Source organism: Blastococcus sp. TML/M2B (genome assembly GCF_016612865.1).
In the GTDB taxonomy this organism is placed as follows: domain Bacteria; phylum Actinomycetota; class Actinomycetes; order Mycobacteriales; family Geodermatophilaceae; genus Blastococcus.
In genome coordinates, this window is sequence record NZ_JAENZZ010000002.1 from 1123368 (window position 1) to 1149052 (window position 25685).

General features: G+C 76.1%; 28 protein-coding genes and 2 pseudogenes. 8 read left to right on the forward strand and 22 right to left on the reverse strand.

Translation table 11 applies throughout. The features are described from left to right. Entirely contained in the window at positions 1-783 is a 783-nt protein-coding gene (gene cbiQ, locus JKP75_RS13925; RefSeq protein ID WP_200490694.1) for a cobalt ECF transporter T component CbiQ, read from the forward strand. Then, on the forward strand, positions 780-1523 hold the full coding sequence (locus tag JKP75_RS13930; protein ID WP_200490693.1) for an energy-coupling factor ABC transporter ATP-binding protein: 744 nt from the start codon (positions 780-782) through the stop codon (positions 1521-1523). Before cbiQ ends, JKP75_RS13930 begins: the two co-directional genes overlap by 4 nt. 4 nt (positions 1524-1527) lie before the next feature. Here the strand turns inward: JKP75_RS13930 and ftsY are convergent, their stop codons facing one another. Then, positions 1528-2520, reverse strand: a complete 993-nt coding sequence (gene ftsY, locus JKP75_RS13935) for a signal recognition particle-docking protein FtsY (protein WP_309229838.1) — start codon at positions 2518-2520, stop codon at positions 1528-1530. 719 nt (positions 2521-3239) lie between these two features. On the opposite strand from ftsY, the gene JKP75_RS13940 reads away from it, so the two are divergent. After that, entirely contained in the window at positions 3240-4475 is a 1236-nt protein-coding gene (locus tag JKP75_RS13940; RefSeq protein ID WP_309229839.1) for an alkaline phosphatase D family protein, read from the forward strand. Between the two features lie 12 nt (positions 4476-4487). Next, positions 4488-5303, forward strand: coding sequence for an endonuclease/exonuclease/phosphatase family protein (locus JKP75_RS13945; protein WP_200490691.1), 816 nt, complete (start codon positions 4488-4490; stop codon positions 5301-5303). 92 nt (positions 5304-5395) lie between these two features. Here JKP75_RS13945 and JKP75_RS13950 read toward each other — a convergent pair whose 3' ends face one another. The 13 genes from JKP75_RS13950 to JKP75_RS14010 form a co-directional block, all read right to left on the reverse strand. Continuing rightward, positions 5396-5845 (reverse strand): DUF402 domain-containing protein, encoded by a 450-nt coding sequence (locus tag JKP75_RS13950; RefSeq protein ID WP_200490690.1) that lies wholly within the window; start codon positions 5843-5845, stop codon positions 5396-5398. A 63-nt stretch (positions 5846-5908) separates the two neighbouring features. Next, positions 5909-9475 carry a chromosome segregation protein SMC gene (gene smc / locus JKP75_RS13955; protein ID WP_200490689.1) on the reverse strand — a complete coding sequence of 1189 codons (3567 nt, stop codon included), beginning with the start codon at positions 9473-9475 and terminating at the stop codon, positions 5909-5911. A gap of 73 nt (positions 9476-9548) precedes the next feature. Beyond that, positions 9549-9737, reverse strand: a complete 189-nt coding sequence (locus JKP75_RS13960; RefSeq protein WP_200490688.1) for a hypothetical protein — start codon at positions 9735-9737, stop codon at positions 9549-9551. 166 nt (positions 9738-9903) lie between these two features. Next, complete coding sequence (gene mutM / locus JKP75_RS13965; RefSeq protein WP_200490687.1) at positions 9904-10821, reverse strand: bifunctional DNA-formamidopyrimidine glycosylase/DNA-(apurinic or apyrimidinic site) lyase; 918 nt, start codon at positions 10819-10821, stop codon at positions 9904-9906. 4 nt (positions 10822-10825) lie between these two features. Next, a complete protein-coding gene (gene rnc, locus JKP75_RS13970; protein WP_200490686.1) occupies positions 10826-11596 on the reverse strand; it encodes a ribonuclease III in 771 nt (256 codons plus the stop codon). Positions 11597-11613: 17 nt separating this feature from the next. Further along, positions 11614-11793: a 50S ribosomal protein L32 gene (gene rpmF / locus JKP75_RS13975; RefSeq protein ID WP_200490685.1), complete on the reverse strand. Its 180-nt coding sequence runs from the start codon at positions 11791-11793 to the stop codon at positions 11614-11616. A gap of 2 nt (positions 11794-11795) precedes the next feature. Continuing rightward, positions 11796-12422 (reverse strand): DUF177 domain-containing protein, encoded by a 627-nt coding sequence (locus tag JKP75_RS13980; protein WP_242471251.1) that lies wholly within the window; start codon positions 12420-12422, stop codon positions 11796-11798. A gap of 145 nt (positions 12423-12567) precedes the next feature. Then, positions 12568-13332, reverse strand: coding sequence for a nucleoside phosphorylase (locus JKP75_RS13985; RefSeq protein WP_200490684.1), 765 nt, complete (start codon positions 13330-13332; stop codon positions 12568-12570). Between the two features lie 2 nt (positions 13333-13334). Further along, positions 13335-14012, reverse strand: coding sequence for a hypothetical protein (locus JKP75_RS13990; RefSeq protein ID WP_309229840.1), 678 nt, complete (start codon positions 14010-14012; stop codon positions 13335-13337). Beyond that, on the reverse strand, positions 14009-14497 hold the full coding sequence (gene coaD / locus JKP75_RS13995) for a pantetheine-phosphate adenylyltransferase (RefSeq protein ID WP_200490683.1): 489 nt from the start codon (positions 14495-14497) through the stop codon (positions 14009-14011). Before coaD ends, JKP75_RS13990 begins: the two co-directional genes overlap by 4 nt. Next, positions 14494-15048, reverse strand: a complete 555-nt coding sequence (gene rsmD, locus JKP75_RS14000; RefSeq protein WP_200490682.1) for a 16S rRNA (guanine(966)-N(2))-methyltransferase RsmD — start codon at positions 15046-15048, stop codon at positions 14494-14496. Before rsmD ends, coaD begins: the two co-directional genes overlap by 4 nt. Next, positions 15045-17222, reverse strand: coding sequence for an ATP-dependent DNA helicase RecG (recG, locus tag JKP75_RS14005; RefSeq protein ID WP_200493176.1), 2178 nt, complete (start codon positions 17220-17222; stop codon positions 15045-15047). The genes rsmD and recG overlap by 4 nt, the downstream gene beginning before the upstream one ends. A gap of 30 nt (positions 17223-17252) precedes the next feature. Next, positions 17253-18872, reverse strand: a complete 1620-nt coding sequence (locus tag JKP75_RS14010; RefSeq protein ID WP_200493177.1) for a DAK2 domain-containing protein — start codon at positions 18870-18872, stop codon at positions 17253-17255. 163 nt (positions 18873-19035) lie between these two features. On the opposite strand from JKP75_RS14010, the pseudogene rpmB reads away from it, so the two are divergent. Next, positions 19036-19228 (forward strand): annotated as a pseudogene (gene rpmB, locus JKP75_RS14015) (50S ribosomal protein L28). Positions 19229-19306: 78 nt separating this feature from the next. Here the strand turns inward: rpmB and JKP75_RS22950 are convergent. The 5 genes and pseudogenes from JKP75_RS22950 to JKP75_RS21545 form a co-directional block, all read right to left on the reverse strand. Continuing rightward, complete coding sequence (locus JKP75_RS22950) at positions 19307-19651, reverse strand: cytidylate kinase family protein (RefSeq protein WP_309229841.1); 345 nt, start codon at positions 19649-19651, stop codon at positions 19307-19309. A gap of 154 nt (positions 19652-19805) precedes the next feature. Next, positions 19806-20021, reverse strand: a pseudogene (locus tag JKP75_RS24065) (cytidylate kinase family protein); the annotation flags it as partial. After that, positions 19925-20446, reverse strand: coding sequence for a GNAT family N-acetyltransferase (locus JKP75_RS14025; protein ID WP_200490680.1), 522 nt, complete (start codon positions 20444-20446; stop codon positions 19925-19927). The gene JKP75_RS14025 and the pseudogene JKP75_RS24065, both read right to left, overlap by 97 nt. Continuing rightward, positions 20430-20777 (reverse strand): hypothetical protein, encoded by a 348-nt coding sequence (locus tag JKP75_RS21540; RefSeq protein WP_242473331.1) that lies wholly within the window; start codon positions 20775-20777, stop codon positions 20430-20432. Before JKP75_RS21540 ends, JKP75_RS14025 begins: the two co-directional genes overlap by 17 nt. Then, positions 20774-21463, reverse strand: coding sequence for an AIR synthase related protein (locus JKP75_RS21545; protein WP_309229842.1), 690 nt, complete (start codon positions 21461-21463; stop codon positions 20774-20776). The genes JKP75_RS21540 and JKP75_RS21545 overlap by 4 nt, the downstream gene beginning before the upstream one ends. Before the next feature lie 92 nt (positions 21464-21555). Here JKP75_RS21545 and JKP75_RS14035 point away from each other — a divergent pair, with 92 nt between their 5' ends. Together JKP75_RS14035 and JKP75_RS21550 are read left to right on the forward strand one after the other, a co-directional pair. Next, complete coding sequence (locus JKP75_RS14035; RefSeq protein ID WP_091980462.1) at positions 21556-21789, forward strand: Lrp/AsnC ligand binding domain-containing protein; 234 nt, start codon at positions 21556-21558, stop codon at positions 21787-21789. A 395-nt stretch (positions 21790-22184) separates the two neighbouring features. Continuing rightward, complete coding sequence (locus JKP75_RS21550) at positions 22185-22391, forward strand: DUF3515 family protein (RefSeq protein ID WP_309229843.1); 207 nt, start codon at positions 22185-22187, stop codon at positions 22389-22391. A gap of 5 nt (positions 22392-22396) precedes the next feature. On the opposite strand, the gene JKP75_RS14045 is transcribed toward JKP75_RS21550, so the two are convergent. Both JKP75_RS14045 and JKP75_RS14050 read right to left on the reverse strand, forming a co-directional pair. Further along, complete coding sequence (locus tag JKP75_RS14045) at positions 22397-23071, reverse strand: hypothetical protein (protein WP_309229844.1); 675 nt, start codon at positions 23069-23071, stop codon at positions 22397-22399. Next, a complete protein-coding gene (locus JKP75_RS14050; protein ID WP_200490678.1) occupies positions 23068-24189 on the reverse strand; it encodes a D-alanine--D-alanine ligase family protein in 1122 nt (373 codons plus the stop codon). Before JKP75_RS14050 ends, JKP75_RS14045 begins: the two co-directional genes overlap by 4 nt. Positions 24190-24265: 76 nt before the next feature. Here JKP75_RS14050 and JKP75_RS14055 point away from each other — a divergent pair, with 76 nt between their 5' ends. Next, positions 24266-25039, forward strand: coding sequence for a CDP-alcohol phosphatidyltransferase family protein (locus tag JKP75_RS14055; RefSeq protein WP_200490677.1), 774 nt, complete (start codon positions 24266-24268; stop codon positions 25037-25039). Here the strand turns inward: JKP75_RS14055 and JKP75_RS14060 are convergent. Next, on the reverse strand, positions 25013-25681 hold the full coding sequence (locus tag JKP75_RS14060; RefSeq protein WP_255523318.1) for a PLP-dependent transferase: 669 nt from the start codon (positions 25679-25681) through the stop codon (positions 25013-25015). The two genes, JKP75_RS14055 and JKP75_RS14060, sit on opposite strands and share 27 nt — an antisense overlap. Between the last annotated feature and the right edge of the window lie 4 nt (positions 25682-25685).

Sequence of the window (25685 nt, forward strand, 5' to 3'; positions counted from 1 at the left end):
GTGGGCGCCGGCCACGGCGGCGCGCTGAGCGCCCGCTACGTGGCGGGCACCAGCCCCGTGCACCGGCTGGCCCCGCAGGTCAAGCTGGTCGCCGTCCTGGCCTACGCCCTGGTCGTCGTGGCGACGCCGGTGCACGCCGGCTGGGCGCCGTGGGCGTACGCCGGCTACCTGCTGGCGGTGCTGACCGTCGCCGCGGTCGCCCGGGTGCGGCCCGCCCGGCTGCTGCGCAGCCTGGTCGTCGAGATCCCGTTCGTCGTCTTCGCGCTGCTGCTGCCGTTCGTGACCCGCGGCCCGCGGGTCGAGGTGCTGGGGCTGTCGCTGTCGGAGAGCGGCCTGCAGACCGGTGGCGCGCTGCTGGCCAAGGCGACGCTGTCGGTGCTGGCGGCCACCGTGCTGGCCACCACGACCGAGCCGCGGGCGCTGCTGCGCGGGCTGGAGCGGCTGCGGCTGCCCGCGGCGCTGGTCCAGATCCTCGGCTTCATGATCCGGTACGTCGACGTCGTCAGCGGCGAGCTGCACCGCATGCGGGTGGCCCGGGAGTCGCGCGCCTTCGACGGGCGGCGGCGCGGGGCGCTCCGGGTGCTCGGGGCGGCGGCCGGCGCGCTGTTCATCCGCTCCTACGAGCGCGGCGAGCGCGTGCACCTGGCGATGCTGTCCCGCGGGTACAGCGGCCGGCTGCCCGGCGGGCCGGCCGCCGCCGTCCCCCCGCGGGAGTGGGCCGCGGGCCTGGCGCTCCCCCTCGTCGCGGGCGTCGTCCTCGCGACGGGGATGCTGCTGGGGTGAGCACCACCCCCTCGCTGCTGGTCGAGGACGTCGCCTTCGCCTACCCCGACGGGCACCAGGCGCTGTTCGGCGTCGACCTGCGCATCGACCCCGGCGAGCGGGTCGCGCTGCTCGGCCCGAACGGCGCGGGCAAGACGACGCTGGTGCTGCACCTCAACGGCATCCTGCGGCCCGGCCGCGGCTCGATCTCGGTCGCCGGGCTGCCGGTGGCCAAGCAGAACCTGCGCGAGATCCGCAGCCGGGTGGGCATCGTCTTCCAGGACCCCGACGACCAGCTCTTCATGCCCACCGTCGGCGAGGACGTCGCGTTCGGCCCGCGCAACCTGGGGCTGCCCGAGGCCGAGGTGGCCGCCCGCGTCGAGGAGGCGCTGGCGCAGGTGGGCATGGCCGGCGCCGCCGACCGCGCACCGCACCACCTGTCGTTCGGGCAGCGGCGGCGGGTCGCCGTCGCCACCGTGCTGTCGATGCACCCGGAGATCCTGGTGCTCGACGAGCCGTCGTCGAACCTCGACCCGGCCGGCCGGCGCGAGCTGGCCGAGGTGCTGGAGTCGCTGCCGGTGACCCTGCTGATGGTCACCCACGACCTGCCCTACGCGCTGCAGCTGTGCCCGCGGGCGGTGGTGCTGGACGGCGGTGCGGTCGTCGCCGACGGCGGCACCCGCGAGCTGCTCGCCGATGCGCCGCTGCTCGCGGCGCACCGGCTCGAGCTGCCCTACGGGTTCGACCCCAGCCGCGCCTGACCCGTCAGCCGACGATCGCCTCGGCGAACGCCTCCGGCTCGAACGGCGCCAGGTCGTCGGCGCCCTCCCCCAGCCCGATCAGCTTCACCGGGATGCCCAGCTCCTGCTGGACGCGGACGACGATGCCGCCCTTCGCGGTGCCGTCGAGCTTGGTGAGCACCACCCCGGTGACCTCCACGGCCTCGGTGAACACCCGGGCCTGGACGACGCCGTTCTGCCCGGTCGTCGCGTCGAGGACCAGCAGCACCTCGGTCACCGGCGCCTGCTTCTCCACGACCCGCTTGACCTTGCCCAGCTCGTCCATCAGCCCGGACTTGGTGTGCAGCCGGCCGGCGGTGTCGACGACGACGGTGTCGACCTCGGCCTCCACGCCGGTGCGCACGGCCTCGAAGGCGACCGACGCCGGGTCGCCGCCCTCCTTGCCGCGCACGGTGAGGACGCCGACCCGCTCGCCCCAGGTCTCCAGCTGGTCGGCGGCGGCGGCGCGGAAGGTGTCGGCCGCGCCCAGGACCACGCTCTTGCCGTCCCCGACGAGCGCGCGGGCGATCTTGCCGACCGTCGTCGTCTTGCCGGCGCCGTTGACCCCGACGACGAGCACGACACCGGGGTGGCCGTCGCGGCGGGCGGTGCCCAGCGTGCGGTCCAGGTCCGGGCCGAGGACGCCGGTGAGCTCGCCGACGAGCAGCGCCCGCAGCTCGGCCGGCGAGGCGGTGGCCAGCACCATCGACTGGGTGCGCAGCCGGTCGACGATCCGGGTGGTGGCGCTGACGCCGACGTCGGCGGCCAGGAGCGTCTCCTCGACCTCCTCCCAGTCGTCCTCGGTGAGCTTCTCCCGCGCCAGCACGGTGAGCAGGCCGCGGCCCAGGGAGGACTGCGAGCGGGCCAGCCGGGAGCGCAGCCGGACCAGGCGGCCGGCCGAGGGCGGCGGCGTCTCGAAGACCAGCCCCGGCTCGGGCTCGGCCGGCGGCAGCTCGACCGGCGGAGCGGCGTCGGGCACGACGGCATCGGGCTGATCCGCGGGCGGCGCGGGGGCGACCGGCGGGGTCTGCGGCGGCCGCGGGCGGGTGAGCGTCGTGCCGGCGACGGCGTCGTCGTCCAGGCGGGTGGTGCGCCGGCCCCGCCCGACGAGGCAGGCCGACCCCGGCGACGAGCGCGACGACGAGGATCGCGATCGCGATCAGCACGAATTCCATGCCGCGAGTCTCCCAGCCCGCGGCGTTCCCGCCGACGCGACTCCCCAGCGCCCGCCGCCCGGGGCGATGGGCCAGGCTGGGGGCATGCCAGCCACCGCACCGAGCGCACCCACCCTCGTCCTGGGTCCGCTGCTGCGGCACGTCGACCCGGTCTCCGCGACCGTCTGGGTGGAGACCGACCGCCCGTGCCGGGTCGAGGTCCTCGGCCGCAGCGCACGCACGTTCTGCGTCGCCGGCCACCACTACGCGCTGGTCGTGGTGGAGGACCTGGAGTCCGGCAGCACCACGCCCTACGAGGTGCTCCTGGACGGCGAGCAGGTCTGGCCGCTCGCCGACTCCGCCTTCCCGCCCAGCCGCATCCGGACGCCGGGCCGCCCGGGCCCGTTCCGGCTGGCGTTCGGCTCCTGCCGGTACGCCAGCCCGCGCACCGTCGAGGAACGCCGAGGGCATCCCGCCGGACGCGCTGGACCTCTACGCGCGCCGGCTCGCAGGCGAGCCCGAGGACCGGTGGCCCGACGCGCTGGTGCTCCTGGGCGACCAGGTCTACGCCGACGAGCTCACCGAGCGGACCCGGTCGCTGCTGCACCGCCTGCGGGACCGGCGCACCGAGCAGCGCGCCCCGGACGACCAGGTCGCGGACTACGAGGAGTACACCCGGCTGTACTACGAGTCCTGGCTGGACCCGGAGGTGCGCTGGCTGCTGTCGACGATCCCCTCGTCGATGGTCTTCGACGACCACGAGCTGATCGACGACTGGAACACCTCGGCGGCCTGGCGCGCGACGACCACCCGCGAGCCCTGGTGGCACGGGCGGATCACCGGCGGGCTGGTCAGCTACTGGGTCTACCAGCACCTGGGCAACCTCAGCCCGCAGGAGCTCGCGGAGAACGCCGCCTGGCGGTCGATCCAGGAGATGGCCGGGGACGACGAGGTCCGCGACGCCGAGCCGATGCTGCGCCGGATGGCCGAGCTCGCCGACGCCGAGCCCGCCACGTTCCGCTGGAGCTACGTGCGGCACTGGGGCGACGCGCGGCTGATCATGGTCGACAGCCGGGCCGGCCGGGTGCTGGAGGAGCAGCACCGCCGGATGCTCGACGAGGATGAGTTCGCCTGGGTCGAGGCCGCGATGCGCCGCGCCGTCGACGAGGGCGTCGAGCACCTGATCGTCGGCACCTCCCTGCCCTGGCTGCTGCCGCACGCGATCCACAACATCGAGCGCTGGAACGAGACGCTCAACGTGCGGCACCACGGGCGCTGGCGTGGCCGGCTCGCCGAGCAGCTGCGACAGGCCGCCGACCTGGAGCACTGGGCGGCGTTCGGGCACTCCTTCGAGCGGCTGGGCGCCGCGCTGACCGCCGTCGCCCGCGGCGAGCACGGCCGCGCACCCGCCACCGCGCTGGTGCTCTCCGGCGACGTCCACCACGCCTACGCCGCCGAGCTGGTGCGACCCGGCGACCTCGACGCGCGGGTGCACCAGCTCACCGTCTCCCCGCTGCACAACCAGGCGCCGCACCCGATCCGCGTCGGCTTCAAGATCGGCTGGAGCCGCGCGGCCCGCCGGTTCACCGAGCGGCTGGCCCGGTTCGCGAAGGCCGAGCCGACGGCGCTGCAGTGGGAGAAGCAGGCCGGGCCGTTCTTCGGCAACCAGATCGGCGAGCTGGTGCTGGAGGGCCGGGAGGCGCGGTTCCTCCTCTCGGTGGCCGAGCAGGGCGACGACGCCCTGCGGCAGGTGCTGGACAGCCCGCTGTCGGACAGGTGACAGGCTGGACCGGTGACCGACCCCTTCGGCATCCGCCCCGCCCCCGGTCCCGACCAGCCGCCGATCCCGGTGCGGCTGGTCACCTTCAACACCCACCACGGGGTCGGTGAGGACTCCCGGCACGACCTGCCGCGGCTGGCCAAGGTGCTGGCCGCGGCCGACGCCGACGTCATCTGCCTCCAGGAGGTCGACCGCTGGTTCGGCGCGCGCAGCGAGGACGTCGACCAGGCGCTGCTGCTCTCCCGCGCGCTGGACATGCAGCTGGCGTGGGGGCCGGCGATCGACGAGCCGCATCCGGGCGATCACCCTCGCCGCCAGTACGGCAACGCGCTGCTCTCCCGGCTGCCGATCCTGATCAGCGACGTGCACCGGCTGCCCGGCAGCGGCGAGCCCCGCAGCGCGCTGCGCACCATGCTCGAGCTGGACGGCGGCACGCTGTGGGTGACCGCCACGCACCTGACCACCCGGTCGGCGCAGGAGCGCGCGCAGCAGGTGGCGGCGCTGGCCGCGCTGCACACCGAGGAGATGGCCTCCGGCGTCCTGGTGGGCGACTTCAACGCCCGCCCCGACGCCCCCGAGCTGCACCCGCTGCGGGAGCGGTTCACCGACGCCTGGGAGCTGGCCGACGACCGCGGCGACCAGGCCCGCTGGCGCTTCTGGCAGCGCGACGCGGGGCACACCCACCCGGCCCGCTCACCGCACCGGCGGATCGACCAGGCGTGGGTGTCGGCCGGCGTGACCGTCGCGAGCGCCCGCGTCCTCGACGCCGCCGGCGCCTCGGACCACCTGCCGCTCGTCGTCGACCTGCGGATCCCCTCCGGCGTCTGAGACCGCACCCTTCCAAGATCAGCACGCACTGACGGTGGGCGGTCTCCGGATCGCCACCACCACCCGCGCGTGCTGATCTTGGTGCGGCGGCACTAGCTCGACGCGTCGTCCTTCCACCACCAGACCCGGTCGGGCGTGGCGACGACGTCCAGCGCCAGATCCATCGACTCGATCCCGACAGCCGTCCGCCGGAACGACTGCTGCAGGTTGACGTAGAACCCGTACCGCTCGCCCGAGGGCAGCCAGCTGACCCACACCGCGTGCCAGTCGCCGGGCCGCAGGATCCACAGGCACGAGACGTCCCACACGTGGTCGACGTGGATCCAGTCGCCCCGCGCGAGGAGGTCGAGGACCCGCGCGGTCCCCTCCCCCGGGTCCGGGCGGTGCGGCGGCGTCCACGGGACCTTGCGCACCGTGCCGGCGGGGAGCCAGAACAGCATCCGGTCCGGCGAGTCCTCCACGACGACCAGCGGGCGGGCCGCCCAGACGCGGTCGCGCCAGACCTCCTGGTGGACGACGACCTCCCCGGGCGCCCATGTCATGGGCCCGATCGTGGCAGCAACCGCCGTCGAACAGGGCAGAAATGGCCATTTCTGCCCCGGGGGTCAGGCGGCGGGGAGCTCGCGGAGGCGCTGGCTGATGACGCCGGTGATGCCGTCGCCGCGCATGCTCACGCCGTAGAGCGCGTCGGCGATCTCCATCGTGCGCTTCTGGTGGGTGATGACGATCAGCTGCGAGGTCGACCGGAGCTGCTCGACCAGGGTGAGCAGCCGGCCGAGGTTGACGTCGTCGAGGGCCGCTTCGACCTCGTCGAGGACGTAGAACGGCGAGGGCCGGGCGCGGAAGATCGCCACGAGCAGGGCGACGGCGGTCAGCGAGCGCTCGCCGCCGGACAGGAGCGAGAGCCGCTTGACCTTCTTGCCCGGCGGGCGGGCCTCCACCTCGATGCCGGTCGTCAGCATGCTGTCGGGCTCGGTGAGCACCAGCCGGCCCTGCCCGCCCGGGAACAGGGTGGCGAAGACGCCCTCGAACTCGCGGGCGACGTCGGCGTAGGCGGCGGCGAAGACGTCGTGGATGCGGTCGTCGACCTCGCGGACGACGGTCAGCAGGTCGCGCCGGGTGCTCTTGAGGTCCTCGAGCTGGGTGGCGAGGAAGGTGTGCCGCTCCTCCAGCGCCGCGAACTCCTCGAGCGCCAGCGGGTTGACCTTGCCGAGGGTGGCGAGATCGCGCTCGGCGCGGGCGGCCCGCCGCTCCTGCACCGCGCGGTCGTAGCCGGTCGGCGCCGGGGGCTCCTCCCCCGCGGTCTCCGCGGCGGCGACCTCGGCCGGCGACGGCGGCACCGGCGCGGCCGGCCCGTACTCGGCGACCAGGGTGGGCAGGTCGACGCCGTACTCCTCGGCGGCGCGGCCCTCGAGCGCCTCGATCCGCAGCCGCTGCTCGGCGCGGGCCACCTCGTCGCGGTGCACCTCGTCGGTGAGCCGGTCGAGCTCGGCGGTAGCCGCCCGCACCCGGCCGCGGACCTCGAGCAGCTCGGCCTCGGCGGCGGCCCGGCCGGTGGCCAGCGCGTCCCGCTCGGCGGCCGCGCGGGTGAGCGAGCCAGCCAGGGCGGTCAGCGCGACCTCGGCGTCGGCCCGCACCCGGCCGGCGACGGCGGCGCCGCGCTCGCGGGCGGCGCGGGCGGTGGCGGCTCGCTCGCGCGCGGCGCGTTCCTGCCGGGCCTGGCGGCGCAGCGACTCGGCGCGCCCGGTCAGCGCGCGGGCCCGCTCCTCGGCGGTGCGCACCGCCAGCCGGGCCTCGGTCTCGCCCTGCCGGGCCGCGGCGACCTCGGCGCGCAGCCGGTCGCGCTCCTCGGTGGGCGGCTCCTCCTCGACCGGCGCGGCCTCCGCCTCTGCCAGCCGCGACTCCAGGCCGGACAGCGCGACCTGGGCCTGCTCCAGCTCGCCCTCGGCGCGGACGCGCGCGGCCTCGTGCCGTTCGGCCTCGGCCGCGGCGGAGCGGGCGGCGGCACCGAGCTCGGCGAGCTCCGCGGCCACCTTGGACCGACCGCGGTCGGCGGCCTGCCGGGCGGCGAGCGCCGCGTCCACCTCGCCGGACCTGGCGCGGGCGGTCTCGCGGGCGGCGGCCAGCTCGTCGGCCAGCGCGGCGGCCCGGGCGACGGCGGCGGTCAGCTCGTGCTCGGCCTCGTCGACGCGGGCGCGCACCTCGAGGTTGGACGGCGCGTCCCGCTGGCCGCCCAGCGCCCAGTCGGCGCCGAGCAGGTCGCCGTCGGCGGTGACCGCGCGCACCCGGGGGTGGGTGCCGACCAGTTCGACGGCGGCGGGGAGGTCGGCGACGAGCGCGACCCGCTCGAGCGCGCGGGCCAGTGCCGGCCGCAGCTCCGCGGGCGCCTCGACCGCGTCCAGCGCCCACCGGGCGCCGGCGGGCAGCTCGGGCCAGCCGTCGCGCGGCACCGGCGGCAGTCCGCCGGTGACGAGCAGCCCGGCCCGGCCGCCCTCGGTGGTCTTGAGCCGCTCCAGCGCGCCGGCGGCACCGGCGACCCCGGCCACGACGACGGCGTCGGCCATCCCGTCCAGCGCGGCGGCCAGCGCGACCTCGTCGCCGGGGTGCACGGTGAGCCGGTCGGCGACCGGCCCGAGGACGCCGTCCAGCCCGGCGGCCAGCACGGCGGCGGCACCGTCCGCGGGGGTGAGCCCCAGCGCCAGCGCATCGCGCCGCGCCTGCCAGGAGGCGCGGTCGCGCTCGGCGGCGCGCTCGGCGGCGGTCAGCTCGGTGACCGCCTTGGCGGCGGCGGTGTGCGCGGCGACGGCGTCCTGGTGCGCGGTGACCAGGGCGACGTCGGAGTCCTCCTGCTCGGCGACGGCCGAGCGCCGGTCGGCCAGCCGCTCGGCCGCGTGCTCGGCCCGCTCGGCGGCCTCGGCTGCGGCGCGCGCCAGCCGCTCGATCTCGGCCTCCCCCGCGCCGACCTTCGACTGCGCGGCGGCCACCTGACCGGAGAGGCGGGCCAGGCCCTCGCGCCGGTCGGCGAGGGCGCGGGCCGCGGCGACCCACGCCTTCTCGGCCTCGGCGAGCGCCTGCTCCAGGCGGCCCCGCTCGGCGACGACGCCGGCCAGCCGGGCGCGCTCGGCCTCCAGGCCGGCGGCGAGCTCGGCCTCGTGGGCCGCCACCCGCTCGGCCTCGGCGTCGAGCTGGTCGGGGTCGCGCCCGGCGGTCTCCGCGGGGGCGGCGGCCGAGAGGTGCCGCGACCGCTCGGCGGCCAGCGACGCGACGCCGCGGAACCGCTCGGTGAGCGCGGAGAGCCGGTACCAGGTCTCGGACGCGGCCGCGAGCAGCGGCGCGCTCTCGGCGAGCGAGGACTCCAGCTCCCCCTCCCGGCGGGAGACGACCGACAGGGTCTGCTCGACGGCGGTGCGGCGCTCGCGGGCGGCGTTCTCGTCGGCGACGTCCTTGTCCAGGGCGTCGCGCAGCTGCACGAGGTCGTCGGCGAGCAGCCGGAGCCGGGCGTCGCGCAGGTCGGCCTGCACGCCGGCGGCCCGGCGGGCCACCTCGGCCTGCCGGCCCAGGGGCTTGAGCTGGCGGCGCAGCTCGGCGGTGAGGTCGGCCAGCCGGTCGAGGTTGGCCTGCATGCCGTCGAGCTTGCGGAGCGCCTTCTCCTTGCGCTTGCGGTGCTTGAGGACGCCGGCGGCCTCCTCGATGAAGGCGCGGCGGTCCTCCGGGCGGCCGGACAGCACGGCGTCGAGCTGCCCCTGGCCGACGATGACGTGCATCTCGCGGCCGATACCGGAGTCGCTGAGCAGCTCCTGCACGTCGAGCAGCCGCACCTTGTCGCCGTTGATCTCGTACTCGCTCTCCCCGGAGCGGTACATGCGGCGGGTGATCGACACCTCGGTGTAGGCGATGGGCAGCGCGCCGTCGGTGTTGTCGATGGTCAGCGTCACCTCGGCCCGGCCCAGCGCCGGGCGGCCGGCGGTGCCGGCGAAGATGACGTCCTCCATCTTGCCGCCGCGCAGGCTCTTCGCGCCCTGCTCGCCGAGGACCCACGCGATCGCGTCGACGACGTTGGACTTGCCGGACCCGTTGGGGCCGACGACGGCGGTGATGCCGGGCTCCAGCCGGAGCGTCGTCGCGGACGCGAAGGACTTGAAGCCCTTGAGCGTCAGGCTGGAGAGGTGCACGGGACGGAGAGCTTAGTGCCGCGGCCCGCCCGGCAGGGGGCGTCCGGGACCGGTGGTGCGGGTGGGGTGGCGCTCAGGCCAGCGCGGGCTCGGAGTCGTCGGCCATCGACAGCAGCTCGTGCGCGATCGCGGCGTCGCGGTGCGCGCGCAGCACCTCGAGCTCGGACTCCAGCCGGCGCAGCTTCGCCCGCAGCGCGGCGTTCTCCTCGACCAGGCGCAGCTGCGCGGGGGCGACGACGGAACCGAACAGGGCCTTGGCCATGGCTGGGACGGCCTTTCCAGACAGCGGGAGGGTGAGCCGGCGCCCCGGGACCCGGTCGGCGCGGCTGTGGTGATGCCAGGGTGACAGGCCCGCCGACGCCGGTCAACGGCCGCAGGACCTGGCCACCGTGTCCGGGAGGTGTCGGATTCGTCACTCCCGGATGTCCTCAGGCCCGGCGCGCGCGGGCCGCCGTGCCCCGGGGAGCCACCGTCTTCCGGCCCCGCGGCGGCGGCTGGCAGACCGGGCAGCTGTAGCTGGACCGGTTCATGAACGACTCGCGCCGGATCGGCGTCCCGCAGCGGGGGCAGGGCCGGTCGAGCTGCCCGTAGACGGCGAGGAAGCGGGAGAAGTAGCCGCTCTGCCCGTTCACGTCGACGTACAGGGAGTCGAAGGACGTGCCGCCCTGGGCCAGGGCCTCGCCGAGCACGTCGCGCACCCCCTCGAGCAGGTCGGCCACCTGCGCGCGGGTGAGCTTGTCGGCGGGCCGGGCGCCGTGCAGCCGGGCCCGCCACAGCGCCTCGTCGGCGTAGATGTTGCCGACGCCGCCGATGAGCGTCTGGTCCAGCAGCGCCCGCTTGACCTCGGTCCGCCGGCGGCGCAGCGCGGCGGAGAAGCCGTCGACGTCGAAGGCCTCGTCCAGCGGGTCGATGGCGATGTGCGCGAGCCGCGGGGGGACGGCGTCGTCGGCACCCAGCTCCTCGACGACGAGCCCGCCGAAGGTCCGCTGGTCGACGAAGCGCAGTTCGCGGCCGCCGTCGGTGAAGGTGAAGCGGGCGCGTAGGTGCGTCTCGTCCGGCGCCGACGGCTTCTCGACCAGCAGCTGGCCGCTCATCCCGAGGTGGCCGACGAGGGCGCGGCCGGTGGGGGCGCCGTCGGGCTCGGCCATCGGCAGCCAGAGGTACTTGCCGCGGCGGTGCGCGGCGGTGAGCGTCCGGCCGGTCAGCGCCTGCACGAAGTGCTCCGCGCCCTCGAGGTGGCGGCGGACGGCGCGCGGGTGGTGCACCTCGACGCGGGCCACGGTGCGCCCGGCGACCCAGCGCTCCAGCCCCCGTCGCACGACCTCGACCTCGGGCAGCTCCGGCACGGCGTCAGGCCTCGGCGGTGAGCGCGCGCCAGGCCACCTGGGCGGCCTCCTGCTCGGCGGCCTTCTTGGTGCGGCCGCGCCCCCGCCCGTGCACGGTGCCGGCGAGCACGACCGCGGCGGTGAAGGTCTTCGCGTGGTCGGGACCCTCGTCGGCGGTGTCGTAGCTGGGCGCGCCCAGGCCGAGCGAGGCGCCGAGCTCCTGCAGGCTGGTCTTCCAGTCCAGGCCGGCGCCCCGGGTGGCCGACTCTGCCAGCAGCGGGTCGAACAGCCGGTGCACCAGCACCCCGGCTGCGTCCAGGCCGCAGCCCAGGTGCACCGCGCCGATCAGCGCCTCGACGACGTCGGCGAGGATCGAGTCCTTCTCCCGGCCCCCGGTGGTCTCCTCGCCGCGGCCGAGCAGCAGGTGCGGCCCGACGCCGCCCTCCCCCAGCCGCCGGGCGACGCCGGCCAGCGAGGTCATGTTCACGACCGAGGCACGCAGCTTGGCCAGCTGGCCCTCGGGGAGGTCCGGCTGGCTGCGGTAGAGCTCGTCGGTGACGACGAGGCCGAGCACCGAGTCGCCGAGGAACTCCAGGCGCTCGTTGGTCGGCAGCCCACCGTTCTCGTACGCGAACGAGCGGTGGGTCAGGGCGAGGCCGAGCAGGTCGCCCGGGATCTCGACGCCCAGGGCGTCACGCGCCCACGCGGCGGCGCGCTCGGCGTGCTCCCGCCCACCGGGGGGACGGCCTGCCCCGGCACCCTCGTCGGGGTGCGCTGCGGCGGCCGTCCTGCCCACGGTGATGCGGTCGTCGATCAGACCGAGAGGACCTGGCGGCCGGAGTGCTGGCCGCAGTTCGGGCACGCGATGTGCGGCGGCTTGAGCTCGCCGCAGGCGCGGTTCGGGCACGGCGCGAGCGTGGGGGCGACGGCCTTCCACTGCGAGCGGCGCATGCGGGTGTTGGCGCGGGACATCTTCCGCTTCGGAACGGCCACGATCAGTTCTCCTTGGTGGTGTCGTCGTCGCCGGGGGTGCCCGACGATGAGGCGAAACGCTGTGCGAGGCCGGCCCAGCGCGGGTCGGTGATCTCGTGCGAGTGGTCGGCGGGGAGGTCGTCGATGCGCTGACCGCAGTCGACGCAGAGGCCGCCGCAGTCCTCGTCGCAGACCGGCGAGAGCGGGAGGCTCAGCACCACGGTGTCGCGGGCCATCGGCGCCAGGTCGAGGAAGTCGCCCTCGACCAGGCGCACCTCGTCCTCCTCGCTGGTGGCCTCGGTGGTGCTGCCCTCGTAGGCGTACAGCTCCTGCACGTCGAGGGTGAGGGTGTCCTCGATCGGCTCGAGGCAGCGGGCGCAGGAGCCCACGAGCGGCGCCTCGATCTCGCCGGAGACGAGCACGCCCTCCATCACCGACTCCAGCCGCAGCCGGAGGTGCACGTCGGCGCCGGCGGGGACGCCGATGAGCTCGACCTTCCAGTCGTCCGGCGCGGGGACCGTGCGGTCCAGCTCCTGCATCGAGCCCGCGCGGCGCCCCAGCTCCCGGAGGTCGAGCTTCCAGGGGTTGGCGGAGGGACGCCGGTCCGGGGTCGGAGCGGCGTCGCGGCGGGGCGCAGGAGCGGCAGGCATGTCAGTACTCGCGGTAGGTAGTGGGAGGGGCCCGACCCGGGGCGGAACCACCGGTGGTCGAACCAGGGAGCCAGCCTACCCGACCGGCCGGCCGGAACCGCTGGCGGCGAGGGAGATCACCCCGCGCGGGCCGGTCTGCGGGCCGCTACAGCCGTTGGACCGCCGCGACGGCCAACCAGAACAGGTCCGTCCGGGCCGACGACGTCTGCCACTGGCGGCTGTCCCAGACCGCGCCGCTGACGTCGTCGCCCGCGTAGAGGTACTGCCCGAAGGTCACCGACCGGTGCCGGGCGACGGCGAGGAACGCCGCGGTCTCCATCTCCACCGTCAGGCACCCCTCGGCCCGCCGCGCCGCGACCTTGGCCTGCGTCTCCCGGTACGGGGCGTCGGTGGTCCAGGTCTTGCCCACCACGTGCGGGACGTCGCGCTCGGTCAGCACCGCGGAGAGGACGGCGGTGACCCGCGGGTCGGCGGCGATCTCCCGGCCGGCCGGGAGGTAGTGGTACGAGGTCCCCTCGTCCCGGACGGCGGCATCGGGGACGACGACGTGCCCCAGCGCCAGGCCGGGGATCACCGCGCCCGCACCGCCGCAGGCCACGAACGTGCGGCAGCCGCTGGCGATCATCTCCTCGAGCACCCCGCTGGCCAGCGGGGCGCCGACGCCGGGGTGGAAGACCCCGATCTCGCCGCCGTCCACGCGCAGCCGGTACAGCGTGTGCGCGCCGCTCTCCCACGTCGTCGAGCCCACGACCTCCGCGCGGCCGTCGCCGCAGACCTCGTCGATCACGTCGCGGAAGAAGCACACGACCGCGCGCTCGGGCACGTCCCCGGCGACGGCCAGGGACTCGGGCACCATCACGGCGGGCGAGTGCCCGTCGAACTCGGCGAGCGGGAAGTCGGCGGGCGCCACCGCTACTCGCGCAGGGTGGTGCGGGCCTTCTCGACCGACCGCAGCATCCGCTCCAGCGTCGTCCCGAAGTCGGCGAGCCGGGTGTCGACGTACTCGTCGACCTCCGCCCGCATGCGGGCCGCCTCGGCGTGCGCCTGCTCGCCGAGGGCGTCGGCGCGGTCGACCGCGGTGCGGTAGACCTCGGTCTCGGTGAGGAGCCGCTCGTGCTCGGCCTGCGCCTCGGCGATCATCGACTCGCGCCGGCGGCGGCCGTCGGCGACCAGCACCTCGGCCTCGGCCTCGGCGTCCACGATCAGCTGCTCGACGTCGAGCTGCGCCTGGCTGATGAGCTCGTCGCGCTGCCGGCGGGCGGTGGCGAGCAGCTCGTCGCGCTGGCGGCGGCCGGCCTCGAGCAGCCGCTCGGCCTCGTCCCGCGTGTGGGTGGTGAGCCGCTCGGCCTCGGCCTGCGCCTGCTGGAGGATCTCGGTGCGCTGCTCGACGATGGCGCCGGCGGCCTGCACGTCCTCGGGGAGGGACTCCCGCAGGTCGTCGAGCAGGTCCAGGACGTGGTCGCGGGGCACCATGCAGGAGCTCGACATCGGCACGCTGCGGGCGTTCTCGATGACGGTGGTGAGCTCGTCCACGGTCTCGTAGAGCCGGTAGACGACCTCGGTGGTGTTCATCCGCCCGGGGCGGGTCACGGCGCCTTCTCCTCCGCCGCGCGGGCGCGCAGCCGGGCGTCGACGACGGCCGGGACCAGCCGCGAGACGTCGCCACCGAAGGTGGCGATCTGCTTCACCAGGCTCGAGGAGAGGTGGCCGACCTGCGGGGCGGTCGGGACGAACAGCGTCTCGATCGAGGCGAGCTCGCGGTTCATCTGGGCCATCTGCAGCTCGTACTCGAAGTCGCTGACGGCGCGCAGCCCCTTGACGATCACCGGGATGTCGTGGGCGCCGCAGTAGTCCACGAGCAGGCCCTGGAAGCTGTCCACGCGCACGTTGGACAGGTGGGCGACGGACTCGCGGAGCAGCTCGATGCGCTCCTCGACCGGGAAGAACCCGGCCTTGCCGGGGTTGACGAGCACGGCCACGACCAGCTCGTCGTACAGCGCCGAGGCGCGGTTGATGACGTCGACGTGGCCATTGGTGACCGGGTCGAACGAACCAGGGCACACGGCGCGTCTCACGACAGCCGACCGTACCGGAGCACGGCCTCCCCGTAGCGCCGATCGCGCAGTCCGGTCAGCGGTGTCGGCCACTCCCAGGGGTCGTCGCGCCGGCCGCGCTCCACGACGACCACCGCGTCGGGGGCCAGCCAGCCGTTCCCGACGAGGGAGGTGAGGACGGTGAGGACCTCCTCGACCGGCGTCGCGTAGGGCGGGTCGGCGAGCACCAGGTCGAAGGGCTCGGGCGCGGTGCCGGCGACGACGGTGGTCACCGAGCCGGCCTGCACCCGCCCGCCGGGCAGCCCGACGGCGTCGAGGTTGGCCCGCAGGACCGGCAGCACCCCGGCTCCCGACTCGACGAACAGCACCGACCGGGCGCCGCGGCTGAGCGCCTCCAGACCCAGGGCGCCGGAGCCGGCGTACAGGTCGAGGACGGCGGCGCCCTCGAGGTCCAGCAGCGAGCCCACGCTGTTGAACAGCGCGCCCCGTGCCTTGTCGCCGGTCGGCCGCACGCCCGTGCGCGGAACGGCCAGCCGCCGTCCCCGCGCGTGCCCGGCGATCACCCGTGTCATGCCTTCTCCAGCCAGTCGGCGCGGTCGTCGGAGGCCAGCGCCGCCACCTCGGCGGCGAGGCCGGGGTGGTCGGCCAGGCCGCGGTCGGTGGCGAGCAGCGCGGTCGCCTCGGCGCGGGCGGTGGCGATGAGCTCCTCGTCCTCCAGCAGCGACAGCAGCCGGATGCCCGAGCGGGTGCCCGACTGCGCGGCGCCGAGCACGTCGCCCTCGCGGCGGGTCTCGAGGTCCAGCCGGGCCAGCTCGAAGCCGTCGGACGTCGCGGCGACCGCGGCCAGCCGCTGCCCGGTCGGGGACGACGTCGGCGCGTCGGTGACCAGCAGGCACAGCCCCGCGTGCTTCCCGCGGGCGACCCGGCCGCGCAGCTGGTGCAGCTGGCTGACGCCGAACCGGTCGGCGTCCATCACCACCATCACGGTGGCGTTGGGCACGTCGACGCCCACCTCCACCACCGTGGTGGCCACGAGCACCTCGGTCTCCCCGGCGGCGAAGGCGCGCATCGCGGCGTCCTTCTCCTCGGGGGTCATCCGGCCGTGCAGGACGTCGAGCCGCAGCCCGGCCAGCGGGCCGGACCGGAGCAGCTCGGCGACGTCGAGCACCGCCAGCGGGGGGCGGCGGTCGCTGCGCGGGCCGTCCTCCTCCGGCGGGGCGCCGTCGGCGTCCTCGGGCTCGTCGCCGGGCAGGTCGCCGATCCGCGGGCAGACGACGTAGGCCTGGCGACCGGCGGCGACCTCCTCGCGCAGCCGGGCCCAGGCGCGATCCACCCAGCCGGGCTTCTCGACCGCCGGCACCACCGAGCTGGAGACGCCGCCGCGGCCGCTCGGCAGCTGGCGCAGCGTGGAGGTCTCCAGGTCGCCGTAGACGGTCATGGCGACGGTGCGCGGGATCGGCGTGGCGGTCATGACCAGCACGTGCGGCGGGCGGGTGCCCTTCGCGCGCAGGGCGTCGCGCTGCTCGACGCCGAAGCGGTGCTGCTCGTCGACGACGACCAGGCCCAGGTCGGCGAAGTCCACGCCCTGCTGGAGCAGCGCGTGCGTGCCGATCACGATGCCCGCGCTGCCGTCGGCCACCTCGGCCAGGGCCTGCCGCTTGGCCGCCGCCTTGAGCGAGCCGGTGAGCAGGGTGACCCGGGTGCCGGCGGGGTCGCCGTCGAGCTCGCCGGCGCGGCCGAGCGGGCCCAGCAGCTGGCGGATGCCGCGGGCGTGCTGGGCGGCGAGCACCTCGGTGGGCGCGAGCAGCGCCGCCTGGCCACCGGCGTCGACCACCTGGGCCATGGCCCGCAGCGCGACCACCGTCTTGCCGGAGCCGACCTCGCCCTGCAGCAGCCGGTGCATCGGCTGGTCGCGGTCCAGCTCGGCGGCGAGCTCCTCCCCCACCTCGCGCTGGCCCTCGGTGAGCGCGAAGGGCAGGGCGGCGTCGACGGCGTCGAGCAGCCCGCCGGCGCGGCGCGGCCGGGCGATGCCCGGCTCCAGGGCCGCGGCGCGGCGGCGGGCGGCGAGGGTGAGCTGGAGGACCAGCGCCTCGTCCCACTTCAGCCGGGAGGCCGCGCGCTCGACGTCCTCCATCGTGGTCGGCCGGTGGATGTCGAGCAGCGCGGCGGCGAGCGGGAGCAGCCCGTGGCGGGCGCGGATCTCCTCGGGCAGCGGGTCGTCGACCAGCTCGCCGAAGCCACCGGTGGCGCCCAGCAGGAGCTTGAGCGACTTCTGGATCACCCAGCTCGAGACGTCCTTGCTCGCCGGGTAGATCGGGACCAGCGCGCGCGCCCAGTCGGTGTCGTCGTCGGCGCTGTCGAGCAGGTGCATGTCGGGGTGGGCGAACTGCTTCTCGCCGCGCCACTCCCCCACCGTGCCGGCGAACATGCCCCAGGCGTCCGGCTTGAGCTGGGCGTGCCGGTGGTTGAAGAACACGAGCTTCATCCGGCTGCTCCCGTCGCCCACGACCACCTCGGTGAGCGATCCGCGGCGGTTGCGCATCGGCCGGGTGGTCACGCTGCGGACCTGGGCCAGCACGGTCACCCGGTCGCCCACCTGGACGTCGGCGAGGTCGGCCTGCTCGCCGCGGCGGGCGTAACGGCGCGGGTAGTGCCGGAGCAGGTCGCGCACGGTCTCCAGGCCCAGCTGCTCGCTCATGCTCGTGGCCGTCTTCGGGCCCAGCACCCGCGCCAGCGGCGTCTGCATCGTGACGGCCACGTCAGCCCCCCAGCCGGCTCACTCGACGCCCACCTGCAGCGGGATGGCGGCCGGCCCGCCGCCGTAGCGGACGACCTCGATCGTGGGGTGCCGCGCCGAGAGGTGGGCGCAGACCGCGTCGCCGAGCGCCTCGTCCGGCCCGACCAGCAGCGTGGCCATCTCCCCGCCCGCCGACAGCAGCCGGTCGAGCAGGTCGCAGGCGACGTCCGCCGGCTCCTGCCCGATGACGACGACGTCGCCCTCGGCGGAGCCCAGCACGTCACCGGGCGCGCACCGGCCGGCCGAGGTGAGCGCCTCCTGCTCGGCGACGGTCACCTCCGCCCACCGGGTCGCGGCGGCGGCCTCGGCCATCGCGATGACGTCGTCGCCGAACCGCCGGCCGGGGTCGCCGACGGCGCAGGCGGCCAGCCCCTGCACCGGCGAGCGGGTGGGGACGACGCCGACCTCGCGGCCCAGCTCGCGGGCGCGGGCCGCGGCGCGCGCGGCCACGGGGAGCAGCGCGGCGTCGTTGGGCAGCACGGCGACCTCGTGCGCCGCCGAGGCCAGGATCTCGTCGAGGACGTCGTCCTCGGTCACGCCGTCGGGGCCGCAGGTGACCACGCGCACGCCGGCCTCGCCGAACAGCTCGGCCAGCCCGTCGCTGGAGACCACGGCGACCAGCGCCCGGGTGCCGGCGACCGGTGCGGGCACGGGCTGCGGGGCCAGCGGCTCGACCGAGACCCGGTAGGGCCGGCCGGCCTCGATGCCGGCCTCGATCGCGGCGCCGATGTCGGAGACGTGCACGTGCACGTTCCACTCCCGGCCGGTCGGGGTGTCCACGCCGACGACGACGAGGCTGTCGCCGAGCTCGGCGAGCCGGGCGTGCATGCGCGCCACCGCCGCCTCGTCGGAGTCGGCGAGCAGGAACTGCACCTCGCCTCCCGGCCCCGGCGGGGGCTGGTGCGGGAGGTCGCGGGAGTCGGTGCGGTGGGGGTGCCGGTGCCCCGCCTCGCGGCGGGCCAGCGGGGGCCGGGCCGGCTCCACGCCGGTCACGGTGGTGACCAGCGCGTCGAGCACCAGGCACAGCCCGGCACCGCCGGCGTCCACCACGCCCGCCTCGCGCAACGCGGCCAGCTGGCCGGGGGTGCGGTCCAGCGCGACCCGCGCGCCGTCGGCGGCCGCGGTGACGACGTCGGCGAGCGACGTGCGACCGGCGTCGACCGCGTCCCCGGCCGACTCGGCCGCACCCCGGGCCACGCTGAGGAAGGTGCCCTCCTCCGGATCGGCCACGGCGGTGTAGGCGGTCTCGGCGGCCTTCTGCAGCGCGGTGGCGAGCACCGGGCCGTCGGCGGCGGGCCGGCCGGCGAGCTGGTCGGCCAGCCCGCGCATCAGCTGGGCGAGGATCGTGCCGGAGTTGCCGCGGGCGCCCAGGACCGCGCCGCGGGCCAGCACCGACCAGGCGGGCTCGGTGGTGCGCGCGCCCTCCTTCTCGAGGGCCGCCAGCGCCGCCTGCGCGGTGAGCAGCAGGTTGGTGCCGGTGTCGCCGTCCGGGACGGGGAAGACGTTGAGCTCGTCGAGCCGGCCGCGGGCCTCGGACAGCGCCTCGACCGCGGTGCGGCACCAGTTGCCGACCGCGGCCTCGTCCAGCGCCTCGAGCACGGGCGGAGGGTACCCGTGGCGGCCGACAGGACCGGTCCCGGCGAGCTCGCGACGGGGCGGTGGCGGCACGTCGTCCCGGGAGCGGCTAGACTCCTCTCCGGTCTTGTTGCGGGTGCGTCTGCCCCGCCGTCTGTGAACGATTCTTTTCTGGGAGTGATCCGCCGTGGCTGCCGTGTGCGATGTGTGTGGCAAGGGCCCCGGTTTCGGTATGTCGGTGTCTCACTCGCACCGCCGCACGCCGCGCCGTTGGAACCCGAACATCCAGTCCGTGCGGGCGCTGAATCGCCCCCGGCAACCGCCGGCGCATCAACGCCTGCACCTCGTGCATCCGCGCGGGCAAGGTCGTGCGCGCCTGATCCAGGCGCCGCACGACACCTGAACACCGCGTCGAACCCCGGAGGCCACCGGCCTCCGGGGTTCGTCGTGCTGCGCCCTCAGACCGCGCCGATCCCCCGGCTGCGGGCCGCGCCGACGACCAGGTCCACGACTGCGTCGACCGCGAAGGCGGTGCTGTCGATCACCAGGTGGTAGTGCCGCGCCGAGGACGCGTCGGCCCGGTAGAAGTGCCGGACGTAGGCCTCGCGGGCCCGGTCGTTGGCGTCCATCTCGCGGCGCAGCTCCTCGGCGGGCCGCCCGTACCGGGCCACCGCCGCCGCCAGCCGCCGCTCGCGGCGCCCGCCCAGGCGCACGTGCAGCACGTCGGGCCGGTCGGCCAGCACCAGCGCCGCCGCCCGGCCGAGCACCACCCCGCCGCCGGTGGCGGCGATCTCGGTGAGCACCCGGTTCGGTCTGCTCCCGGAACGCCCGCGCGTCGGGGATCCCGGCCGCCGGCATGACCCCGCCCACGGTGTCCGGCATGGCCCCGAGGCTGGCGACCATGCGCCAGAGCCCGGTCACCACGGTCTCGTCGTTGGCCTCGGCCTCCTCGACCGGCACCCCGAGCCGGCCCGCGACCTTCACCGGGATGACCCGGTCGTGGAACGGCAGCCCCAGGCGCTCGGCCACGGCCGGCCCGATGTCCGGGCCTCCCGCCCCGTAGGCCGCCGACAGCGTCACGACGCCCATGAGATCCCCTTCCCACCCTCGATGCCGTCCGGTCCCCCGCGCGGCGCGAGCTCCCTGCCCAGGAACACCGCGTCCGGCGCACATGCGTACACCCCGTACCCCGGTACCGGCTGGTAGCCCAGCCGCGCGTACAGCGCCAGCGCCTCCGGTTGCTGCTGCCCGGTGTTGAGGACGACGGCGCGGTGCCCGGCCCGGGCGGCGCTGTCCTCGAGGGCGGCCATCAGCCGCTGCGCCAGGCCGCGCCGCCGGTGGGCCGGCTCCACGTAGACCCGCTTGATCTCCACCTCGCCCGAGGGCAGGACCCGCCAGGCGCCGCAGCCGGCGGGCACGCCGTCCACCTCGGCGACGAGGAACAGCCCGGCCGGGGGTGTGAACTCCGCCGGGTCGACCACGGCGGCGTCCCGCCCGCCGTAGCGGACGACGTACTCCTGCTGCACCCGCTCGACGAGGTGCTGGGCGACCGGGTGGTCGTAGGGCAGCGGCCGCAGCCGCTCAGCCGAAGTGGGCATGCCCGGTCCCCTCCGCCCCCAGCTCGCGCGCGACGACCTCGGCCGGCCGGCCGTCCACGAGCACGCCGGCCCGCTCCGCGGCGCGCACCGCGCCGATCGGCCGCCAGGGCTCGGGCAGCGGGGTGCCCGCGGGGAAGGTCGCCACGAGGGCATGGTCCTCGCCGCCGGTGAGCACCCACACCAGCGGGTCCACGCCGAGCGCCGCGCCCACCTGCTGCAGCGGCCCCTCCGGCGTCAGGCACGCCTGGACGAGCGCGGCGCGGTCCAGGTCGAGCACCACCCCGCTCGCCGTCGCCAGGTGGCCGGTGTCGGCGAGCAGCCCGTCGCTCACGTCGCACATGGCCGTCGCCCCGGCGGCGGCCGCGACCGGCCCGGCCGCGTAGGGGGTGCCGGCCGGCGGTGCGCCGCGACGGCGGCCAGCGGGCTGCTGAAGCCGCGGCGGAGGACGGCCAGCCCGCACGCCGACCAGCCCAGCCGGCCGGCCAGCGCGACGACGTCGCCGTCCCGGGCGCCGGAGCGCAGGACCGGTGATCGCCCGGCGAGGTCGCCCAGCGCCGTCACCGACAGCACGACGGCACCGCTGCCGGGCGCGGAGGCGACCGTGTCGCCCCCCACGACGGCGGCGCCCAGGGGCGCGCACTCGGCGGCCAGGCCGGCCGCGACCTCCTCCAGCCAGGCGGTCGGCGTCTCCGCGGGGCAGGCCAGGCCGACGAGCAGCGCGGTCGCCGTCGCACCCATCGCCGCGACGTCGGCCAGGTTCGCCGCCGCCGCCTTGCGCCCGATGTCCTCGCCCGAGGACCAGTCCCGGCGGAAGTGCCGGCCCTCGACCAGCACGTCGGTGGTCGCGACCACGCGGGCGTCGGGCGCGCTGACGACGGCGGCGTCGTCACCGGGGCCCACCTCGGCGAGGCGGGCCACCCCGGCGCGGGCGACCACGCGGGCGATGACGCCGAACTCGCCCACCGCCCCGACGGTGTCGGCGGGGTGCGAGGGGACGGGCGGGCGGGGCCGACTCACGAGGTGCCTCCGGTCACTGCGGTAGGTTGCCGACCTGTCCGCCACCCGGCGGGGACGACGTATCGGCCGAGTGGCCGGAGGAAGGATCTCCCGTGGTCCACGCCTACATCCTCATCCAGACCGAGGTCGGCAAGGCCGCCCAGGTCGCCTCCACGATCAGCGAGATCACCGGGGTCACGCGCGCCGAGGACGTCACCGGGCCCTACGACGTGATCGTGCGCGCCGAGGCCGAGACCGTCGACGAGCTCGGTCGCCTGGTCGTGGCGCGGGTCCAGTCGGTCGACGGCATCACCCGCACGCTGACCTGCCCCGTCGTCAACATCTGACGCCCTGACCGAGCACCCGCCGGTCCCCGACCGCCCCGACGACCCGCTGCGGCGGGTCGCGCTGATCGCGCTGGCAGTCCTGCTGCCGGTCGTCGTGGCGCTCGCGGTGCTGGTCAACGTCCTCGGGGACGACGCGGAGGACGACGAGCCGCGCGGCCCCGCCGAGATCGACGGCACGGCCGCGCCGCAGCGGGCCGACCTGCCGACGCTGCAGCTCGACGTCCCGCCGGTGCCGCCGGAGGCCGAGGAGCCCTGCACCGCGCTGATGGGCGCCCTGCCGCTGGAGCTGGCCGGGGAGCAGTCGCGCCGGATCGACTCGGACTCGCCGTTCGTCTACGCCTGGGGCGAGCCGCCGGTGGTCCTAGGAGTGCGGGGTCGACCGGCCCGACGGCTGGGTGGTCGGTGCCTCGGCGATCCAGATCAACGGCGTCCAGTGGTACGTCGACACCAGCGATCCGGAGACCACCGTGTGGACGGTCGTGGACCGGCCGGTCTACGTCGCGGTGCGCCTGCCGGCCAGCGTCGACAGCGCGCCCGTCACGGCGCTCACCACCGCGCTGGCCGGGGCTCTCCCCTACCGGGAGCCCGAACCCGGCGCGTGAGCCGCTCAGGCGCCCGGTAGCCGGTCCAGCTGGTCGGCGACCACCGCGCCGACCTCCTCGCCCGCCGCGTCGAGCGAGCCCGCGATCGCGGTCACCGAGACGCTGAAGCTGCCGCGGGTGCACCAGGCGAAGGCGGCCGGGCCGGAGAGCCCCTGCTCGGGGCGGGCCTCGTCGACGACCAGCCGCCAGCAGCCGGCGGGCAGGTCCGGGGAACCCTCGCTGAGCAGCCCGCCGTAGTGCTCCGCCTCGTTGCGGGCGAGGTCCTCGGCGTAGGCCCGCGCGCCGTCGGGCCGCTCGAAGCGGTCCACGAAGACGCCGGTCTGCGGCCCCTCCCCCGTGCCGGAACCCCAGAAGCGCTCCCAGCCGAACCGGTAGCCGTAGCCGGCCAGCACCGCGCGCTCGCGCGCCGGGTCATCGGAGTAGCCGTCGACGTCCGCCACGCTCTTGGCGCCGGCCGGCGGCGTGATCGCGTCGTCGGGCAGCCGCGGCAGCCCGGAGGCCACCGCGTCGACCACCAGCGGCTCGAGCTCCCCCACCTCGGCGGGTGCCGCGCCGGCCGGGCCGGCGGTGTCCGCCGCGGTCGCGTCCCCGCTGCCCTGCGCGCAGCCGGGTGCGGCGCCCAGGACGAGCGCCAGCAGGACGGCGGCCCGGTGCGCGCCGGCCCGCCGCCCAGCGTTCACCGCCGGGCCAGGGCGCCGGACACGAGGCGGTCGACGAGCTCGGCGAAGTCCACGCCGGTGGCCGCCCACATCCGGGCGAACATCGAGATCGGGGTGAACCCGGGCATCGTGTTGACCTCGTTGATGACCAGCCGATCCGCGCCGTCGGGGCCGGTGCCGAGGAAGAAGTCGACCCGGGCCAGGCCCGCGCAGTCCAGGGCCAGGTAGGCCCGGCGGGCGGCCGCCTGCACCGCCTCCACCTGCGCCGGGCTCAGGTCGGCCGGGATGTCGAACTCGGCGGCGTCGTCGAGGTACTTGGCGGCGAAGTCGTACCAGGCCACGCCCTCCCGCAGCCGGATCTCCGCCGGCAGGCTGGCCTCCGGCAGGCCGGTGCCGCGCGCGGCGAGCACGCCGCACTCGATCTCCCGGCCGGGGACGGCGGCCTCGACGATCACCTTCGCGTCGTGCGCGGCGGCCTCGGCGACCGCGGCCGGGAACTGCGCCCAGTCCGTGACCCGGGTGATGCCGATGCTGGAGCCGGCGCGGGCGGGCTTCACGAACACCGGCAGGCCGAGCCGCTCGCGGGCGGCCTCGTCGAGCACGGCGGGGTCGGCGCAGAGGGCGCCGTGCGCGTCGCGCAGGACGACGTGGTCGCCCTGCGGCAGCCCGGCGGCGGCGAGGAGCTTCTTGGTGAACTCCTTGTCCATGGAGGCGGCGCTGGCGAACACCCCGGAGCCCACGTAGGGCAGCCCGGTCATCTCCAGCAGGCCCTGGATCGTGCCGTCCTCGCCGTAGGCGCCGTGCAGCACCGGGAAGACGACGTCGACCTCGGTGAGCGCCCGGCCGACGGCCGCGCCCGGCTCGAGCACCGCCAGCCCGCGGCCCTCCGGGTCGCCGACCAGGGAGACCGCCGTCCCGCCGGTCACCTCGGGCAGCGCGCCGTCGGTGATCGCCAGCTGCTGGTCGGGGTCGGCCAGCACCCACCGCCCGTCGCGGGCGATGCCGACCGGCACGACCTCGTAGCGCTCCGGGTCGAGGGCGGCCATCACGCTCCCCGCCGACACGCAGGAGATGGCGTGCTCGGCGCTGCGGCCCCCGAACACGACCGCGACGCGCACCTTGCCTGCCTGCCCGTTCATCGCACCGACCCTAGCGGCCGGTTCCCAGGGCCCGCGCCGTCCCGCCGGGCACCGCGCGGTGTGGCAGCCTCGTCCCGTGCAGGATCAGGCAGCTCCCCCGGCGGAGACGTTCTCGCGGCGGCAGCGGCTGGCCGGTGCGGCGGTGCACGTCTACACCGCCAGCGGCTCGGTGCTGGGCCTGCTCATCGTGCTGGCCGCCCTCGAGGGGGACGTCGAGGCGGCGCTGTGGCTGGGCCTGGCGGCGCTGTTCGTCGACGGCACCGACGGCATGCTGGCCCGCCGGTTCCGGGTCAAGGAGACGATCCCCTGGTTCGACGGCGCCCTGCTCGACAACATCGTCGACTACCTGACCTACGTGTTCGCCCCGGTCGTGCTGCTGTGGACCACGGGCCACCTGCCCGAGGGGGCGGTCGGGTGGGTCGTCGCGGCGGTCCCGCTGCTGGCGTCGTGCTACCAGTTCTGCCGGGTGGACGCGAAGACCAGCGACCACTTCTTCCTGGGCTTCCCCAGCTACTGGAACGTCGTGGCCTTCTACGTGATCGTGCTCGACACCGGCGAGCTGGCCACGTCGATCTCGCTGCTCGTCTTCGCGGTGCTCGTCTTCGTCCCGATCCGGTACCTCTACCCGTCCCGGATGGGCGCCCTCCGGGGCGTCACGCTCGCGTTCACCCTCGTCTGGCTCGTCACCTACGCGGTGCTGGTCGTGCAGCTGCCCGACCCGGCCCCCTGGGCGGTCGCGGCGTCGCTGGCCTACGTCGTCTACTACTGGGGCCTGAGCTTCTGGCTGACCGCCCGCGGCGCCGGGGTGCGGCGGGCGGCCCGCTCAGTCCAGGGCAGCCAGGGCGACTGACAGGTCGGCCACGAGGTCCGCGGTGTCCTCGATGCCGCAGGACAGCCGCACGAACCCCGGCGCGACGGCGTCCCCGCCCCACTGCGCCCGGCGGTCGATCGTGCTGTGCACGCCGCCGAAGCTGGTCGCGGCCGCCCACAGCCGGCTGGCGGCCACCAGCCGGGCGACGGCCTCCTCGTCGGCGAGCTCGCAGGAGAGCACCCCGTTGGGCCGCAGCATCTGCCGCGTCGCCAGCGCGAACGACGGGTCTTCTGGCCGCCACGGCCACCGCAGCCCGGTGACCGCCGGGGAGGCGGCCAGCAGCTGTGCCACCGCGGCGGCGTTCTGCGCCTGCCGCGCCAGCCGCAGGTCCAGCGTGCTCATCGACCGGTGCCCGAGCCAGGCCTCGAACGGCCCCGGCGTGCTGCCGGTGCGGTCGCGGAACCCCTTGAGCCGGGCGTGCAGCTCGTCGTCGGTCGTGCTGACGTGGCCGAGCAGGACGTCGCTGTGCCCGGTCAGCGCCTTGGTGTCGCTGCCGACGGTGAGGTGCGCGCCCAGTGCCAGGGGCCGCTGCCCCAGCGGGGTCGCGGTGGTGTTGTCGACGGCGACCAGCGTCCCGCCCGCCCGGGCGGCGCAGCGCCACCGCGGCGATGTCGCACACATCGAG

What these genes read in the sequence shown, in the direction of transcription:
- JKP75_RS13950 (WP_200490690.1), bottom strand. Translation starts at nt 5,845, where the DNA reads ATGACATGGGCGCCCGGGGAGGTCGTCGTCCACCAGGAGGTCTGGCGC.
- JKP75_RS13960 (WP_200490688.1), bottom strand. Translation starts at nt 9,737, where the DNA reads ATGGCCAAGGCCCTGTTCGGTTCCGTCGTCGCCCCCGCGCAGCTGCGC.
- JKP75_RS13980 (WP_242471251.1), bottom strand. Translation starts at nt 12,422, where the DNA reads ATGCCTGCCGCTCCTGCGCCCCGCCGCGACGCCGCTCCGACCCCGGAC.
- rsmD (WP_200490682.1), bottom strand. Translation starts at nt 15,048, where the DNA reads ATGACACGGGTGATCGCCGGGCACGCGCGGGGACGGCGGCTGGCCGTT.
- recG (WP_200493176.1), bottom strand. Translation starts at nt 17,222, where the DNA reads ATGCAGACGCCGCTGGCGCGGGTGCTGGGCCCGAAGACGGCCACGAGC.
- JKP75_RS14025 (WP_200490680.1), bottom strand. Translation starts at nt 20,446, where the DNA reads ATGCCCACTTCGGCTGAGCGGCTGCGGCCGCTGCCCTACGACCACCCG.
- JKP75_RS14050 (WP_200490678.1), bottom strand. Translation starts at nt 24,189, where the DNA reads ATGAACGGGCAGGCAGGCAAGGTGCGCGTCGCGGTCGTGTTCGGGGGC.
- JKP75_RS14060 (WP_255523318.1), bottom strand. Translation starts at nt 25,681, where the DNA reads ATGTGTGCGACATCGCCGCGGTGGCGCTGCGCCGCCCGGGCGGGCGGG.